16 protein-coding genes are annotated in these 14,914 nt (G+C 61.8%); all 16 read right to left on the reverse strand.

Annotated elements, in window-relative coordinates:
* The 16 genes from HRF45_01720 to HRF45_01795 all read right to left on the reverse strand — a co-directional run bounded on the left by HRF45_01720 (window position 1) and on the right by HRF45_01795 (window position 14,912).
* On the reverse strand, window positions 1-1,305 hold the full coding sequence (locus tag HRF45_01720) for a Glu/Leu/Phe/Val dehydrogenase (protein ID MEP0765246.1): 1,305 nt from the start codon (window positions 1,303-1,305) through the stop codon (window positions 1-3).
* Window positions 1,306-1,329: 24 nt separating this feature from the next.
* The gene (locus HRF45_01725) at window positions 1,330-1,815 is read right to left on the reverse strand and encodes a hypothetical protein (GenBank protein MEP0765247.1); all 486 of its coding nucleotides are present in this window, start codon (window positions 1,813-1,815) and stop codon (window positions 1,330-1,332) included.
* Window positions 1,812-2,615 (reverse strand): rod shape-determining protein MreC, encoded by an 804-nt coding sequence (locus HRF45_01730; protein ID MEP0765248.1) that lies wholly within the window; start codon window positions 2,613-2,615, stop codon window positions 1,812-1,814. The genes HRF45_01725 and HRF45_01730 overlap by 4 nt, the downstream gene beginning before the upstream one ends.
* Window positions 2,612-3,646, reverse strand: a complete 1,035-nt coding sequence (locus HRF45_01735; GenBank protein MEP0765249.1) for a rod shape-determining protein — start codon at window positions 3,644-3,646, stop codon at window positions 2,612-2,614. The genes HRF45_01730 and HRF45_01735 overlap by 4 nt, the downstream gene beginning before the upstream one ends.
* Window positions 3,647-3,703: 57 nt before the next feature.
* Entirely contained in the window at window positions 3,704-3,967 is a 264-nt protein-coding gene (locus HRF45_01740) for a DUF370 domain-containing protein (GenBank protein ID MEP0765250.1), read from the reverse strand.
* Between the two features lie 151 nt (window positions 3,968-4,118).
* Window positions 4,119-4,433 carry a hypothetical protein gene (locus HRF45_01745; GenBank protein ID MEP0765251.1) on the reverse strand — a complete coding sequence of 105 codons (315 nt, stop codon included), beginning with the start codon at window positions 4,431-4,433 and terminating at the stop codon, window positions 4,119-4,121.
* Window positions 4,434-4,475: 42 nt separating this feature from the next.
* Window positions 4,476-6,002, reverse strand: coding sequence for a bifunctional phosphoribosylaminoimidazolecarboxamide formyltransferase/IMP cyclohydrolase (gene purH, locus HRF45_01750; GenBank protein ID MEP0765252.1), 1,527 nt, complete (start codon window positions 6,000-6,002; stop codon window positions 4,476-4,478).
* Window positions 5,999-6,598: a hypothetical protein gene (locus tag HRF45_01755; protein ID MEP0765253.1), complete on the reverse strand. Its 600-nt coding sequence runs from the start codon at window positions 6,596-6,598 to the stop codon at window positions 5,999-6,001. Before HRF45_01755 ends, purH begins: the two co-directional genes overlap by 4 nt.
* A gap of 4 nt (window positions 6,599-6,602) precedes the next feature.
* Window positions 6,603-8,105, reverse strand: coding sequence for a hypothetical protein (locus HRF45_01760; protein MEP0765254.1), 1,503 nt, complete (start codon window positions 8,103-8,105; stop codon window positions 6,603-6,605).
* Window positions 8,106-8,175: 70 nt separating this feature from the next.
* Entirely contained in the window at window positions 8,176-8,820 is a 645-nt protein-coding gene (locus HRF45_01765; GenBank protein MEP0765255.1) for a hypothetical protein, read from the reverse strand.
* Between the two features lie 10 nt (window positions 8,821-8,830).
* On the reverse strand, window positions 8,831-9,457 hold the full coding sequence (locus HRF45_01770) for a hypothetical protein (GenBank protein MEP0765256.1): 627 nt from the start codon (window positions 9,455-9,457) through the stop codon (window positions 8,831-8,833).
* A 21-nt stretch (window positions 9,458-9,478) separates the two neighbouring features.
* The gene (locus tag HRF45_01775) at window positions 9,479-10,210 is read right to left on the reverse strand and encodes a hypothetical protein (protein MEP0765257.1); all 732 of its coding nucleotides are present in this window, start codon (window positions 10,208-10,210) and stop codon (window positions 9,479-9,481) included.
* Between the two features lie 13 nt (window positions 10,211-10,223).
* On the reverse strand, window positions 10,224-11,354 hold the full coding sequence (locus HRF45_01780) for a hypothetical protein (protein ID MEP0765258.1): 1,131 nt from the start codon (window positions 11,352-11,354) through the stop codon (window positions 10,224-10,226).
* Window positions 11,351-12,448 carry an aminotransferase class V-fold PLP-dependent enzyme gene (locus tag HRF45_01785; GenBank protein ID MEP0765259.1) on the reverse strand — a complete coding sequence of 366 codons (1,098 nt, stop codon included), beginning with the start codon at window positions 12,446-12,448 and terminating at the stop codon, window positions 11,351-11,353. Before HRF45_01785 ends, HRF45_01780 begins: the two co-directional genes overlap by 4 nt.
* A gap of 66 nt (window positions 12,449-12,514) precedes the next feature.
* The gene (locus HRF45_01790) at window positions 12,515-14,188 is read right to left on the reverse strand and encodes a hypothetical protein (protein ID MEP0765260.1); all 1,674 of its coding nucleotides are present in this window, start codon (window positions 14,186-14,188) and stop codon (window positions 12,515-12,517) included.
* A complete protein-coding gene (locus HRF45_01795) occupies window positions 14,160-14,912 on the reverse strand; it encodes an ABC transporter ATP-binding protein (GenBank protein ID MEP0765261.1) in 753 nt (250 codons plus the stop codon). Before HRF45_01795 ends, HRF45_01790 begins: the two co-directional genes overlap by 29 nt.
* Window positions 14,913-14,914: the final 2 nt, after the last annotated feature.

A 14,914-nucleotide genomic window follows, 5' to 3' on the forward strand; every position in this document is an offset into this window, starting at 1 on the left:
CTACGGGAAGATGCCGCGGGTTACCGTCGCGTCGGCCACGCGCTTCACCCCGATGATGTACGCCCCGATACGCATGTTGGTCTTGTGCTGTTGCGAGGTGTTCCACACGGCGTCGAAGCTATCCAGCATAATGCGCTCCAGGCGCTCGTTTACCTCGAGCTCGTGCCAGAAGAAGGCCTGCAGGTCCTGGACCCACTCGAAGTACGAGCAGACTACTCCGCCCGCATTCGCGAGTACGTCGGGCACCACCAGCACACCCTTGTCGGAAAGAATGTCGTCCGCTTCGGGCGTGGTAGGCCCGTTGGCGCCCTCGGCAACTAGCTTGGCTTTGATCTGGTCCGCGTTCTCAGCGGTGATCTGACCTGCCGTTGCCGCCGGGACCAAGATGTCGCACTCCTGCAGCAGAAGCTCTGAGTTCGACAGGTGCTCGCCCTCCTTGAAGTCCTGGAAGATACCGTCGCGCCCGGCATGAGGCAGGAACTGCTCGATAGGCAGGCCCTTGGGGTTGTAGACCGCGCCGACCGCATCGCTCAGACCGACGATCGTAGCGCCCTTCTCTGCAAGAAGTTTCGCGGACACGCTTCCGACGTTACCGAAACCCTGCACGATTACTTTGGCCCCGTTCACGTTCAGGTTCAGCTTCCTTGCCGCTGCAAGAGTGGTTACCATCACTCCTCGTCCGGTAGCCTCCACCCGACCTTCCGTGCCGCCGAGAGGTATCGGCTTCCCGGTAACGACGCCGGGAATGGCGTATCCGGCTTGCATGCTAAAGGTATCCATGATCCACGCCATGACTTGCGGGTTGGTGCCAATGTCGGGCGCGGGAATGTCCCGCTCGGGACCGATGATCATGTTGATCTCGGTTACGTATCGCCGCGTCATCTTTTCCAGTTCGCGCATGCTGAGCGTATGTGGGTCCACACATACCGAACCCTTCGCACCACCGTAGGGGATGTTGACGATGGCACACTTCCACGTCATCCACATGGCCAGAGCGCGTGTCTCGTCAATGTCCACGTCGGGCGCGTAGCGGATACCTCCCTTCGTCGGTCCGCGTGCGCTGTTGTGCCGTACACGGTATCCGGTGAACACCTTGATGCTTTGGTCATCCATTACCACGGGGAAGTTCACCGTGATCTCGGTGCGAGGCATCGAGAGAGTCTCGTGCAGCCCGGCATCGAGGTCGAGATACTTGGCGGCTGTGGCAAGCTGTGCCTGGGCCATTCGGAAAAGCTTGCCCTCGCCATGCATTCCGGTGGGATTCGGGGTCGCGTGAGGCTCCTGGGGAGCAGCGATACCTGACATTGAAGTACCTCCACTTCTTTGTGATTAGTGCTCTTGCGCGGCCTTCGTTGCCCGTACAAGGAGCCGGTACATCGGTAGCGATAGGACAGCGTTGTATGCGCTGCCCACCACCGTTAGTTGTACCCAATTGCCCAAGTCGGGCTGAGGGTTAAGGAGCAGGAACAGGCCCTTCGCCAGCACAGAGCACACGAACACGACGGATGAGCCGACCGCCCAGTGTTGTGGGCTCACAAACCTTGGGGCCCAGCCAGCCGCGAAGCCGGAGACGGCCCCACTCACCAAAAACGCCGCACCAGCTCCGCCAGCTATCGCAGTATGACCCAGCCCGACGGCGAATCCCAGTACCGCACCCCAGGCTCTCCCCGCAAACAGAGCGGTGCAGAACACGCAGATGAGCAGCAGCGAAGGCGGAGCACCCAAGATAGCCATCCGGTGCGCGAGTGGGCCTTCGATCACGGCCGCTAACACAAAAAAGAATAGGGCCGTGAGAGCCGGGGCAAGGCGTCTCATCGGAGAATGATCGCCTCCTCGACGGTGTCTGGGCGGACGGCAGGCGCCACCCAGGCACGCACGAAACCGTACGCTGGGTCTCGCCACACGCGCACGACCGTCCCAATCAGGATCCCCTTCGGATAACGCTGCCCGATTCCCGATGTGACCACGCGCTCCCCCATCCTCACGATCGCCGCCTCCGAAAGGTGGTCGAGGAGCAGATTCGGCCCGCCGGTGCCACGAGCAACACCCGCGGCCCGCGAATCCGTGCCTGCAAGCCGAGCACCCACAGCAAAACGATCCGAGGTATTGAGCAGCACGCGACAGGTGCTTGCATCCACCTGCTCGACGACACCCACCAAGCCCTTCGGCGCCACGACTGCGGCACCGACTCTGACACCATGGCGCGACCCAACGGAAAGCGTGGCAGTCGACTCGAGGGGATAGTAGCCGATCACGGAGGCCGCCACGCTCCCCGGCGATAGGCTCGGCAGAGTCTCGACGATCGAGCGAAGGCGCTCGTTCTCCAGTTCGAGCTCGCGAAGTCTGAGGCGAAGCGCCTCTGCCTCTTCCGCCTTGGCCCGAAGCTCTCGGACTTCGGCTCGAAGGGTCGAGCCCTGCCTGAGTCCCAGCAGTGCATCCGTCGCGGCAAGATAGGTGGAGTTCACCACCGCATGCACCGGGAGGAGGACGGATCGAACCACCCGGCTCATGGGCTCCGAAACGATTCCGCGATCGTTCGCAAGCATGAAGCTCACCAGCACGAGCAGGACGAGAAGCGCCCAATCTCCGGGACGGTCTTGGCGTGTGGGCCTCATGAGCCGGAATGCTTGAGCACTTTGCTGAGCTGAGGGTGACGCTCGATCTCTTCCAGCACACGGCCGGTGCCGAGGACCACGCAGTTCAGCGGCTCGTCGGCGACGAAGACCGGCATCTCGGTCTCCTTCATGATAAGGCGGTCGAGGCCACGAAGTAGCGCGCCGCCCCCTGCAAGGCAGATGCCGCGGTTCATGATGTCGGCGGCGAGCTCGGGTGGCGTCGCCTCCAGCGCCTGCTTGACGGCATCCACGATCTGGTTCAGCGGCTCGGCGATTGCCGTGCGCAACTCCTCGGAGGTGATGCATGCGCTACGCGGAAGGCCCGTGATCAGATCGCGTCCGCGCACTTCCGTCCGAAGCTCCTGCTCGAGCGGGTATGCGGACCCGATCTCGATCTTGACGTTCTCCGTGGTTCGGTCGCCGATAAGCAGATTGTACGCTCGCTTTACATACGCGCCGATGGCTTCGTCCACCTCGTCGCCGGCAGTACGGATGGACACGGAGTAAACAATGCCAGCCAGCGAGATGACCGCTACTTCGGTGGTACCGCCGCCGATGTCCACGATCATCGAGCCGGTAGGCTCCTCGACGGGAAGACCTGCACCGATGGCCGCCGCCATGGGCTCCTCGATGAGATACGCCTCGTGCGCGCCGGCCCGGCGCGTCGCCTCATACACCGCACGTCGCTCGACTTCCGTCACGCCACTCGGGATGCCTACCACTACGCGATACCAGGCGAAGCGCCGACGAGCCGACTTCCGAATGAAGTCACGAAGCATCCGCTCTGTCTGGTCGTAGTCTGCGATGACGCCGTCACGAAGGGGACGAATGGCGACGATGGACGAAGGTGTTCGGCCCACCATCCGCTTGGCCTCCAGACCGACCGCCAGAATCTGCTTGCTATCCGAGTCGATCGCGACGACGGAGGGCTCGTGAAGAAGGATGCCCTTGCCCTGCGCGTACACCAACGTGTTCGCGGTGCCTAGGTCCACCCCCATGTCGCAATACACACGCGACAGCAGGGACCGCATCAGACGCATCGAGCTACCCTCTTTCCGTCCTCACAGCGTTTCAGAACCGGTCCTTTCTTACTCCTCTTCACCGATATCGCCGCTGCAGAGCCGCTTGGCGAGGGTTTCCTGAGAGATTGCGGAGAGTACCACGGAGCCGCACGATGTGAAGATCACGCTCTTGGTGCGCCGTCCCTGGGTGGCATCAATCAGGTTTCCTGTCTTGCGCAGTTGCTGGATGAGACGTCGCATGGGGGCGGACTCGCTGCTCACCATCGCAATGATCTTGTCTGCAACAACGAAATTATAAAAGCCCACATTGAGTACTGGTGGGACGGTCATTTCCTTTGCTCCACTCCTGCTGCAGATGACCAAGAAGCCGAATGACGCCCGGCTATGGCGGATGGGGGGCTTCCCAGCCGGAATAAGTCAATCAAACGCCGTTTTACCCCGCGTTTGGAAGCGGGTGCAAGCGATTACGTGCTGAGGCAGACTAGAGGGATACGCCGCCGGTCGCCGTGGGCGCGCCACCTGGGCCTGCAGGGCCGGGACCCATTGGGCCTACAGTCGGACCCATAGGCATCCCGCCGCCCATGCCCATCATGTCCTGCTGCTCGCCGGAACCCCACATAGAGGCATTCCCCGACATCAGTGCGGACTGTGGCTTTGTCAGGTTCGGTCGGTCCGGCTCCGGCAGCGGGGTGATCTCCTGATTAGTGGAGAGAAAGTAGATGACTCCCACGCCGACGACGCCCAGCGCGATAATGCCTATGAGGATCGGGTCTACGGTCTTTCCGGAACTGGCCATTCTGTTCTTATTGTAGCCCTTCTCGACTCGAAGATCAAGGCGTCAATGCCGAAATTGCCGGCAGTCTGTGAACACCATCGCAAGTCCGAGAGCGTCTGCGGTTCGGATCACGTCCTCGTCTCGCTTCGAACCGCCAGGTTGCACAACCGCTACGATGCCGGCAGCAGCGGCGAGTTCGATACTATCGGGAAACGGAAAGAACCCGTCGCTGGCGAGAACGGCTCCTCGGGCAGCTTCGCCCGCCTGCTCCAGGGCGATGCGGACAGAAGCCACGCGGCTCGTCTGTCCGCTGCCGACCCCACGGGTGCAGCGATCGGATGTCACCACGATGCCGTTCGACTTCATGTAGCGCACGACACGCCACGCGAACTCCATCTCGGCCATCTCGGCATCCGTCGGCTGCCGCCGCGTCATCGTGCGGGGCGCGAATGGTGCAAGCGGTTGGGCACTCTGGCGAAGCACTCCGCCCGCAACGCTGCGAAGCGACCAGCCGGGCATGAGCGGCCGGTCCCCGAACTCCAGCAATCTGACCGAGCCACCCCAGCCGGACCTTGCGGAGATCGTCCCTGCCGCCCCATCCTCGAAGTGCGGGGCCGCGATGACCTCCAGAAACTGGTTCTTCGCAGTCAGCTCGGCTGCCGCTTGCTCGTCCACAGAGCGGTTGATCGCCACGACCCCGCCGAATGCCGAGGCGGGGTCGGCATCCACAGCTCTTCTGACTGCTGTGGCCGGGGTATCGGCTAGCGCCACTCCGCACGGCGTCAAGTGCTTCACCACGACTGCGGCGGGCTCGGCGAACGTGAGTGCCGCCTCGATGGCCGCATCTGCATCGAGAATGTTGTTGTACGACAGCTCCTTGCCGCCGAGCACTCGTGCACTAAGCGCCGATGCACCGGCAAAGTCCGGGTCGAGGTAGGCCGCAGCTTGCTGGTCCGGGTTCTCGCCGTAGCGAAGCAAGCGGCAGCGCGGCATCACCAGGGCGAGCGTATCGCTCGCTCCCTCACCCAGATACTCGGCGATGGCGGCATCATAGCGCGCGGTTAGAGAGAACGCCTTGAGCGCAAGTCCCGCCCGAGTCTCGGGCATCACCTGGCCCTCGCGCCGCAGCTCACCGAGCACGCGGGGGTAATCGGCCGGGTCGCACACGGCGGCGACCGCAGCGTGATTCTTGGCCGCAGCACGCAGCATGGCCGGTCCGCCTATGTCAATCATCTCGATGGCTTCTGCTCGTGTGGCACCCTTCGCGATGGTCTCCCTGAACGGATACAGGTTGACCACTAGCACCTCGATCCGGCCGATCGCAAGCCGCTCCAAAGCATCCAGATGGTCCGGCACAGACGGGTCGGCGAGGAGGCCGGCGTGGATAGCAGGATGAAGCGTCTTGACCCGCCCGTCCATGATCTCGGGGAAACCGGTGACCTTGGAGACTTCGTTGACGGTTAGGCCCGCCTCTCGCAGCTTCGCCGCGGTGCCTCCGGTGGAGATCAGTTCGAACCCCAGATCGGCCAAGCCTCTGGCAAACTCCTCGATTCCTGTCTTATCCCACACACTGAGCAGCGCTCTTCTCATCCCATCTTCCTTTCGTGTCCAGCGAGTGGTGGCGCGAGCGAGATCAGGATCGTTCTAAGCAGACGCTCTTGCTCGTCGAGGGGCATGTGTGTGCCTTGCGGCTTGCTCTCCTCAGAATGTGGCACATGCACGAAGCCGCAAGGCGGCGCGCCCGGTGTGACCAGAGCCAGGTAGTACCATGCGTTGCACAGGTACCCGCCTGCCGAGTACGACCAGGTCACCCGTGAATCCCCTAGCCCTTGCATGAGAGGCGGACCGAACAGCTTGCTGCCGATGCGCTCCGGCCCGGGCGGAAACCAGTCTGGACCGACCGTCTCACCTGCCATGTCCGGAGTCGCGCCCACTTCCCTACGCCCGAACAGCTCGAGATAAATGCGTGTGTCGCGGTTGTGAACACCCAAGAGCAGGGCGACATCGTAGCTGCGCCGCGTGAGCAACCGAACAGCCTCGGCAGCCGCCCTATACTCGACCGCCAGCACCTCACAGTCCACTTCCCACCCGTCGGGTGGTCGCGCCGCAAGACGTCTCGCTAACTCGGCCGAGGGATTGCTCGCGAGGGAACCAAAAGAGCCAAAGCCGGTGACGAGGGCTATCAAGGGATCACTGCGGAGTTTCCGGGGCAGGCGACTCCACGGTGACCTTCACGGTCTGTGATGCAGACTTGCCTGCGCTGTCTTTTGCCGTCAGCGTGAAGACCGTGGTCTTCTGCACGGGCACATCGAGTGTGCCGCTAGACACGTCGATTGGACCGATGTCGTTGTCTATGCTCGCTTCGACCGCACCACGCAGTTCCCATCGCAGCCGCACAGTGTCGCCGGGATGTTTCACGACTGCTGGCTGCACCGAGAAACTGATGTCGACATCGGCCTCTACCACGGTGACAGAGAACTTCCGACTGACCGTCTTGTTCTCGGCGTTGACAGCCACGAACTCGTACTGCCCAGAGCGTTCGAACCGGACCTCTGCCGAACCTAAATACGGTTGGAGCTGAATGTTAGGAGGAGTGATGAAGATACGATCGGTGTTCCTCACCTTGTACGTGATGGTCACCGGCTCTCCCTTTCGAATGGTCTTCGGGTTGACACTCAGTTCCAAGATTTCCGGCGGCGGCAGCGCCTCGGGAAGCTGAATAGTGATCAGCTCCTCACGGCTGGGCGTTTCGCCCATATTGCCTTGGGCCACGAGTACCAGCCTCCCGCTCTCCTCGGGAGTGAACTTCATTGAGCCTTGCGTCTCGAGATTCGAGCCTATGACCCGTCCGTTGAACTCGAGCCGAACGGAGTTGCTATGGAGGGTGCGCCAGGAAACCGTCACCGACTCTCCCTTCATCACTGCGTTGCGGTCCACTGCAAAGTGGGCCACGACAGCGGCTCGCGGCCAGAGAAGCCAGACGACGGTCGAGATCGCGAGCAGTACGAGAACGGTCACCAGCACGGACGGGCTGATCACCCCGCGTCTTTCGACCTGCCCCTGGGTGGATGCCGAAACGTGAGAGTTTTCGACCGAACGCGCGGACACAGTGAAGCCGTAGAGCCGTGCCGTGCTGATGAACGGCGAGCTCGTCGCCTGCACTGCCAGGTCAACCTCTTGCCTTCCTCCCGGCGGCAAGGTGATGCGCTCTTCGTCGAACTGATAGGTGCAGCCGTCCTCGGGGTCCGAGGCAAAGAGCTGGAGATGCTGCTCGGTGTTTCCTAAGTTGCCGACACCGACTTGGAAGTAGCAGGTCCGTCCGAGTGGAGAGACGACTCCACGTTTGGGCATCAGTTCGATGGTGAGCAGGTTGAACGCTCGGATGTTGACGCTACCCTGCCGCGACACTCGCTCGCCACTCTCCAGAGAGCAGACCGACACGACGAATGGGTAGACACCGGCTCGGCTCTCACTGCTGCGGGGCGGCTTCACGAGGATACGTTCGCTCGCCTGCTGACCTGGTTCGAGCGTGAAGCTGGAAACGGGTATCGCGCACCACTCGGGATCTAGGCCCTCAATCTCAAGCCCGAAGCGACCGGCGGCTTCTCCGTTATTGGTGACCGTGACCTGGATCTTTGCGGTGCCGCCCGGTTCAACGACCAACTCGTCTTGTTCGAGAGCGACGGTTATCATGGGTGGGAAGCGGTCCGTGTGGATTATACGGACTGCTTCGTCGGGCTGTCAACTTGGCCGGGTCGTCGCTTCACTCGTCGTCTGAATGACCCTCGCCCATCGTTCGGCGGTAGCCTGCGAGTTCCGCCCGAACCAGTCCCAGACGTGGGGCGAACCAAAACAGCATCTCCTCAGCCGGCTTTCGCCGACCACCGAGGTACATCATCACGGACACTTTGACGGACTGCACCGAGCCACCAGGAAGGCGTAACATGTCCTCGGACGTCCGGATGCTTGCGCTTGCCGGTATCGCCGGTTCTCCCTCTGTAATGTTGATGCCGGCCCACTGCCACTCGTCGCCAATCTGCCGCCCGTACTGGAGCAACGGGATCGGCGGTTCGAAACGGTCGACACCTGACCCTATGAATGCGACGCCCTCGCGGTCGGCGGCATAATACTCCACGATCTCCTGCCCTTCGGCACTCAGTCGCAACACGAAGCAGTCTGGTTCTGTGTCAGGCGCCGGGGTTACGGCGCACATCACTGGGATGGACTCGGTTCCGAGATGGAGCACGCAAGGCGTCGGCTGCTCAGGCATCAGCCAATAAACGTCTTCAGCTCGGACCAGCGCACCGTCGAGCGGCTGCTGCACCTGCGAACCCTCACGGTCGTGGCAACCGAAGCCCAGACAGAGAAGGAGTAGCGAGAGGGCGACCGGTCGGTTCGCGCGTATCATACGACTCGTATTACGACTTCGAGTACCTCGTCAGCACGACGGTTTCTGTCAGCCTGTCCTTCCCATCACGGTACTCAGTCTGCTCTTTGACGAGGCCGATACCGGGGGCGTACCACGAAGTGCGGACGACCGAGATGGTTGCCTTCCCCGAACCGAGCTGCGACTTGGTTTCGACCTTGACACAATCCTCCTGCTTGCCAAGAACCAGCAGGCGTTCGGTGCCCTGCACGCGCGCCTCCATTTTGCAGGCGATGGAACCTTGGGAAAGCGGCATCTCACCGCTCCAAGACCACTTGGTGCCCGCCTTGACCGGTCCAATGAGTAGCGGCATCGGAGGGCTCAGGAGCGTAGGCGGACTGCCTACTGCGACCAGGTACACGCCCTTTGCGTCGGCACGGTAGAGCGACCTGCCGCCCTTATCGGCATCGGTCGTGACGACTTCCCAGGCGGGTTTGCCATCTAGCTCGGTCTGCCCGACAACCTCGAGACCGTAGCCGACAACGGTCGACGCAATATTCGACCGCTTCTCGTAGAGCCAGCTCGTGCCCGTCGTCAGTGGAAAGAGATCCGCAGGCGATGGGGAAGCACCTGCTTGAAGTGCCGCCGCGGTTACGAGCATCGCGAGCAGTTGAGTCACGAGGGGGAACCTCCTCCTTGATCAGGTCTTCTGGCCAGGGGTGGGGATCAGCGAGCACTTCTTCAACTCGACCACGGCCGAGAACGAAAGCCCGTCTTTGCGGTATGCGGTGTGAGTGGTCTTGATCGAGCCATAGCCCGGAGCGTAAAGGATCACCGTCTTGATCTTCACCCCTTTGTATTGACCTTCCAGGATCTCGGCCTCTTCGGTAACCGCAACGACTTCAAACTGCCCGGCCAAGGTCGTCGCCGTCAATCCGGTGTCCACCCTGAACCTGGATTTGTGAGGGGCGATCCCGGCGATGGTCGGTCCCGTGCCCTTCCACTCCCATACTTCATCCTGCTTCGGAGGGAACTTGAGCATCGGCTTCGGCGGGTTGATCACTTGGTCCGCTCCGGTCGAGTCTCCGATGCGCGTCAGGTACAACGTGGAGGCGTCGAACTTGTACACTTCGTACATTCGCCGGTTCGTGCCGGGAACCTCCGAGTCGTAACGGACGGTGTTCGGCGCCTGAGGTGTCTTGCTGACCCTCTGCAGTGTCCTTTTCGTCGCCGTGGGACGCTCGTTGACGCCGTTGTAGAACTCCCACTCGGTGCCCGGTTTGCTCGGAACGAAGTCTGCAATGGACTTCGCCTCGATAGGAGGCACCTCCGGGACACTCTTCACCTGAAACGAGGCTTCCTTCGACTTGCCCCCACACCCGACGAGAAGCGTGCAGACCGCGATCAAAACGAGAAGACAGAATCGTGCCATATGTCGACAGAGTTTACCTAGCGGGCGGGCGCGAAGTTCCTGGCTCGTTACTAGAAGCTCGAGCCCGGGAGCCGTTGAGGTAGTCCACCAGCTTCGCGAGCCTGCGCCCATCTCGAATGCGCGAGATGCTGAACTTGGGCACATTCAGGCCCTTCGTGAGCTGAGAACCCTCGAGCGCAACTCCATCGAACACAACCAGCACCCTTCTCCCCCCGTACACCGAGCTGAAACGATACAAGCGAGCTCGCCCTTCGGGCGTCAGACCAAGGTGGAGGTCGTAGGTCGGCTGGGTGTGCATGGGAGCGGGCGGAACCTCGACGCTGCTCGCAGAGGTGATGAACTTCTCGGTAAGGACGATGAACGTTGCGTCCAAGAGGTCCTCAGCGGACTCGGCCAGCTTGCGCACCTTCGTGGGCGCGAAGAGGGCCTTCAGCGAGTCGGCTGCATTTTCCTTGGATGCTATCGCCAAAGTGCGGTAGAGGGCTATCGAAGCCTCCGCACCGAGTGCCTTCGTTGCTACCCGCTCGGCCAATCGGTTGGCGGCCGTGGGACGGTAATAGAAAGGAACTTGGGCGATCACACTCCGCCTGCCGCCTGGCTGTTCATACGTGACCGGTACTTCGACGAGTACGATGATGCCGTTGTCTATCGCCGAGATGCTGAGATCGGGAAGCGGCCGCCCAGGCGAAAGCGGGTAGGCGATGTCTACCTCGAGCCGGTTTGCCAACTCGACGTCGCCATCTAGAGCTTTGCGCACATCCGCCTCTGTCCAAGTCACCGGCGACTGCGGAGGGTCCTCCGGCGTCAACTTGTTCAGCCGCACGATGAGGTGCGCAAGCGCTTCCGCATCGCCGCCCTTGGCTTTGAGAAGGTCGTCGGTCGGCACGCGAGTCCCCGCTGCGCTACCTTCACCCCTGCCGAATGTCTCTTGTCCGGCGCCGATGGCTATGAAAGCGGTCTGGTTGGCAATCAGGATGGAATAGTGGTCCGACGGCTTGAGACCGAGCATCGTGAAGCGGCCCGGCGGGATAGGGGGGGTCGGGATTGTCTTGATCACTTGTGCCACCCGTAACTGGTTCCCGAACCATAGGCCCGCAATCACCAAGGCTCCTATGAGGATCTTCGTAGAAGGTCTCAGTCTCATGCCAATGCTGCCCGCAACGCCTCCGTAACCTTTCGTACGTTCTCGGAGGATGCCGCATATCCCATCGTGCCGATGCGGATGTGCTGCGTCGCCATCTCACCTAGGGCTGCGCCGACCTCGATGTGGTACTCGCTCCGGAGCTTCGTGATTACCGACTTCGGCTCGACGCCTTCCGGAAGCCGTACGACCGTCAGCATCGGGAGAGCAACCCCCGGATCGGGTAGGGCCTGCAGGCCGATGTCACGCAGAGCCGCGCGTAGCTCGTTGCCGATCTGCACGTGCCGAGCGTACCGCGCTTCCAAACCCTCCTCCTGGACGATGGCGAGCGCTTCTCGCAGTGCGAAGATCAGTGGCGAGGAAGGCGTTTGGTGATACGGCTTGCCTTCGAGCCAGTATGCAGCCACCAGATTGACGTCCAGGTAGAAGCTCGGGCAGCCGGATCTCCTCGCGGAGATCGCCTCGAGCGCCCTGTCGGAAAGCGTGATGGGCGCGAGTCCCGGCGGAGAACCGATGCACTTCTGCGAGCCCGCGTAGCAGTAGTCTACGCCTTGGATATCCACCTCCACCGGCATGCCACCGAGGGCCGTTACCGCATCCACCATGAGCAAAGCACCGAGCCGATGAGCCACATCACCCAAGCCGCCGATCTCGTTGCGCCCCCCGGTCGAGGTCTCCGCCAGCACGATTGCCAGCAGCTTGGGGGAAGCACCCTGCTTGCAGGCGTCCTCGATCCTCTCGACCTCGAAAGGCGTCCCCCAGGGAGCTTCGACCCGCGTCACCTCAGCGCCATATCGCTCCGCAATGTGCGCGATCCGCTCGCTGAAGAAGCCGTTGACACAGACGACGACGCGATCGCCGGGCTCGACCAAGTTAGCGATGCCGGCCTCCATTGCGCTCATTCCCGAGGCGGGGAGGCAAAGCGTGTAGCGGTTGCTGGTACCGAACAAGGTGCGTAGGCCGTCGCTGATCTCACGCATGGCGGCGAGCAAGTCCGGGTCGAAGATCCCTCGCATGGGCGACGCGAGAGCCTCCATTACGCGAGGATGCATGGCGCTCGGCCCGGGGCCGAGAAGAAGCACGGGTTCAAGGTTCAAGTGGGTGGTCTCCTTGGCTGCTACAGAGTGTGGCAATCGGCTCATTCTACCGCCTGGTGGCGCAGGTTACTCGCTCGGATTGAAACCGGTGTATAGCTCGGCAGCCACCAGGAGCAGCAACGCCGCGACGCCGACGTTTACGAAACTCGCGACCACAGCGGCCAGCAAAACCTGACCATCCAGCAGCGCGAACAACCCGGCTGCCACGGCTCCTGCGGGCAGTAGCGCAACGAGCATGGTGAGCATCGTCAGAAACTCTCGAATCATGCGTTGAGAGGAGTCCTCGACATCCGGGAAGAGCAGCAAGTGCACGAGTACGCTGCTGGATACGACGTAGGCGAAAGGCACCACGGCAACTGCGAAAGCGATCGCGCCGAGAAACACGCGGGGGTCAATCAACACCGCGATGACATAGAATAGCCAAGCCCAGAAGCATGCCGACAGATTGCGCACCAGCGACTGCGCGAACAGCGAGCGCATCATGGTGAATGGTAGCGCCTTGTTCGCATCCACCTTGCGGAGAAGGTCGATGAATCCGGCCCGCGACGACGTCCAGGTGGCTATGAACGCGATCATGCCCGCGAACATGAACTGCATCTCTACTAAGCCCCATCCCGGCGAGGAGGAGGCTATATACCGAAGGAACGCGGCATAGATCCCCATCCCTACCAGCCCGAGCACGTACCAGTGCCCCGCGACTCGAAGGCTGACAACTGCGTCGCGCCAGATGACAGCATTGGGTCCCTGCCAACGCAGCCCGCTCAACCACCGGAATCTGCCCGCCTTCAGCTTCCCCTGCCGTGCCAGGTTGGAATAGTACTGCATGAAGTCGCCCGAGCGCGCGGCCGTTTCCGAAGGCTGTGAGGATGCGACTGCCAGCGCTGCCTGCTCATACAATGCGGGGGAGTACCGAAGTGCAAGGTGGAGAACGACGGCGAGTGCCAGAGCATAGCCGAGAACGGACAGCCCTGCAGCAAGGTAGTGACCTGTCAGCGGCATCAAAGCGATCTCTGCTGCTGCGGCGGCTGGAAAGTACAAATAACGCAAGGGCTCCGATGTGAAGGCCTCGATGAATGCCTTACCCGACCAGCCGTGCAGCCCGACCACTTCGCGCACGAATACGACGAGAACTGCTAGAGCCAACACCGCGATGATGGCGGGAGTTCGCTTGACCCACACAGAAACTCGGTCGTTCGCAGTACCCAGGCTGAAGGCGTGGCCCGCCGCAAGCCATGTGGATTGAACCAGCAGCCATGACAGAGCTGCCGTGTAGGGCAACCACGTCAGTGCCTCGCGGTTCGGGACCTCGCGCAGCCACGCCTTCGCCAGACTCGCGAGTGCCGCACCTCCCAGTATCACGAAGATCAGTGGGTAGATGAGCGCGACGAAGTTCTCGCGGATGATCCGAAACATCACTACCGCTCGCGGACTAATCGGAGTCGGGAACAGCATGTCCACGTCAGCCGGACGAAAGCCGGATCGTTGCACGCCTACCAGTGAGAGAAAGAACAGGTTGACGAGGATGGCCAGCCCGAACACGACGGCCGATGCAACCTCGATAGGGTACTGCACCGAGGGCATTGGGGGTAGGTCTATGTCACGACGCAGGAGCATGCGTGCGATGAACCAGTAGTAGTACGCTCCTGCCACCAGCAGCGCAATCAACCTGCGGACCGACGTGAGCGACCGCCGGATGCTGTTGCGCATCTGGCTAAACGTCAAGAACAGCAGCGGTCTCATCGGCCTCTCGTGTTAGCTTGAGGAATAGCTCTTCGAGCGTCGCATCCCCCGAGCTGGCGGATCGTTCGCGCAACTCGGAGAGGGTTCCATCCTCGATCTTCTGCCCATGCGCCATGATAATCACACGGTCGCACAGTCGTTCGGCGGTATCCAACAGGTGGGTGCTGACCAAAACCGCCGCGCCGGCATCCGCCGCCTCGGAGAACTGATGCTTGAGCTGCGCCGCACCCCTCGGGTCGATCCCTATCAATGGCTCATCGAGGAGGAACACCTTTGCATTGTGAACGAGCGCACACGTGACAGCGAGCTTCTGCTTCATGCCCTTGGAGAGCGTAGCCACCAGCTCGTCCTGCTTCTCGATGAGGTCATATCGCTCCAGCAGGTCGGTCCCCACCTGGTCGTATCGGTCCAGCGCCTCGAAACACATAGCAATGAATCGTAGGTGCTCGCGCACTGTCAGCAGCTCGTAGAGGCTGGGCACTTCCGGCACGAAAGCGAGGTTCATCTTCGCTGCTTTGGTGTCCGTTTCTGCGTCAATGCCTGCGATGCGCACGGTGCCGGAGGTCTTGCGGAGGATTCCCGCGATGCAGCGCAGCGCAGTGGTCTTTCCTGCTCCGTTCGGCCCGAGCAGGCCCACGATCTCGCCGGGATTGACCACGAACGACAGGTTGTCCACTGCGCAGAATCGCTTGTAGTACTTGGTTAGTCCCTCTACTTCCAGCATCT

The organism is Fimbriimonadia bacterium (assembly GCA_039961735.1).
Classification (GTDB): Bacteria; Armatimonadota; Fimbriimonadia; order Fimbriimonadales; family JABRVX01; genus JABRVX01.

Excerpts from the sequence above, each read along its gene's own strand:
- HRF45_01795 (MEP0765261.1), bottom strand. The coding sequence starts at position 14,912 with ATGCTGGAAGTAGAGGGACTAACCAAGTACTACAAGCGATTCTGCGCA.
- purH (MEP0765252.1), bottom strand. The coding sequence starts at position 6,002 with ATGAGAAGAGCGCTGCTCAGTGTGTGGGATAAGACAGGAATCGAGGAG.
- HRF45_01735 (MEP0765249.1), bottom strand. The coding sequence starts at position 3,646 with ATGCGGTCCCTGCTGTCGCGTGTGTATTGCGACATGGGGGTGGACCTA.
- HRF45_01745 (MEP0765251.1), bottom strand. The coding sequence starts at position 4,433 with ATGGCCAGTTCCGGAAAGACCGTAGACCCGATCCTCATAGGCATTATC.
- HRF45_01720 (MEP0765246.1), bottom strand. The coding sequence starts at position 1,305 with ATGTCAGGTATCGCTGCTCCCCAGGAGCCTCACGCGACCCCGAATCCC.
- HRF45_01760 (MEP0765254.1), bottom strand. The coding sequence starts at position 8,105 with ATGATAACCGTCGCTCTCGAACAAGACGAGTTGGTCGTTGAACCGGGC.
- HRF45_01725 (MEP0765247.1), bottom strand. The coding sequence starts at position 1,815 with ATGAGACGCCTTGCCCCGGCTCTCACGGCCCTATTCTTTTTTGTGTTA.
- HRF45_01740 (MEP0765250.1), bottom strand. The coding sequence starts at position 3,967 with ATGACCGTCCCACCAGTACTCAATGTGGGCTTTTATAATTTCGTTGTT.
- HRF45_01775 (MEP0765257.1), bottom strand. The coding sequence starts at position 10,210 with ATGGCACGATTCTGTCTTCTCGTTTTGATCGCGGTCTGCACGCTTCTC.
- HRF45_01730 (MEP0765248.1), bottom strand. The coding sequence starts at position 2,615 with ATGAGGCCCACACGCCAAGACCGTCCCGGAGATTGGGCGCTTCTCGTC.
- HRF45_01765 (MEP0765255.1), bottom strand. The coding sequence starts at position 8,820 with ATGATACGCGCGAACCGACCGGTCGCCCTCTCGCTACTCCTTCTCTGT.
- HRF45_01780 (MEP0765258.1), bottom strand. The coding sequence starts at position 11,354 with ATGAGACTGAGACCTTCTACGAAGATCCTCATAGGAGCCTTGGTGATT.
- HRF45_01790 (MEP0765260.1), bottom strand. The coding sequence starts at position 14,188 with ATGAGACCGCTGCTGTTCTTGACGTTTAGCCAGATGCGCAACAGCATC.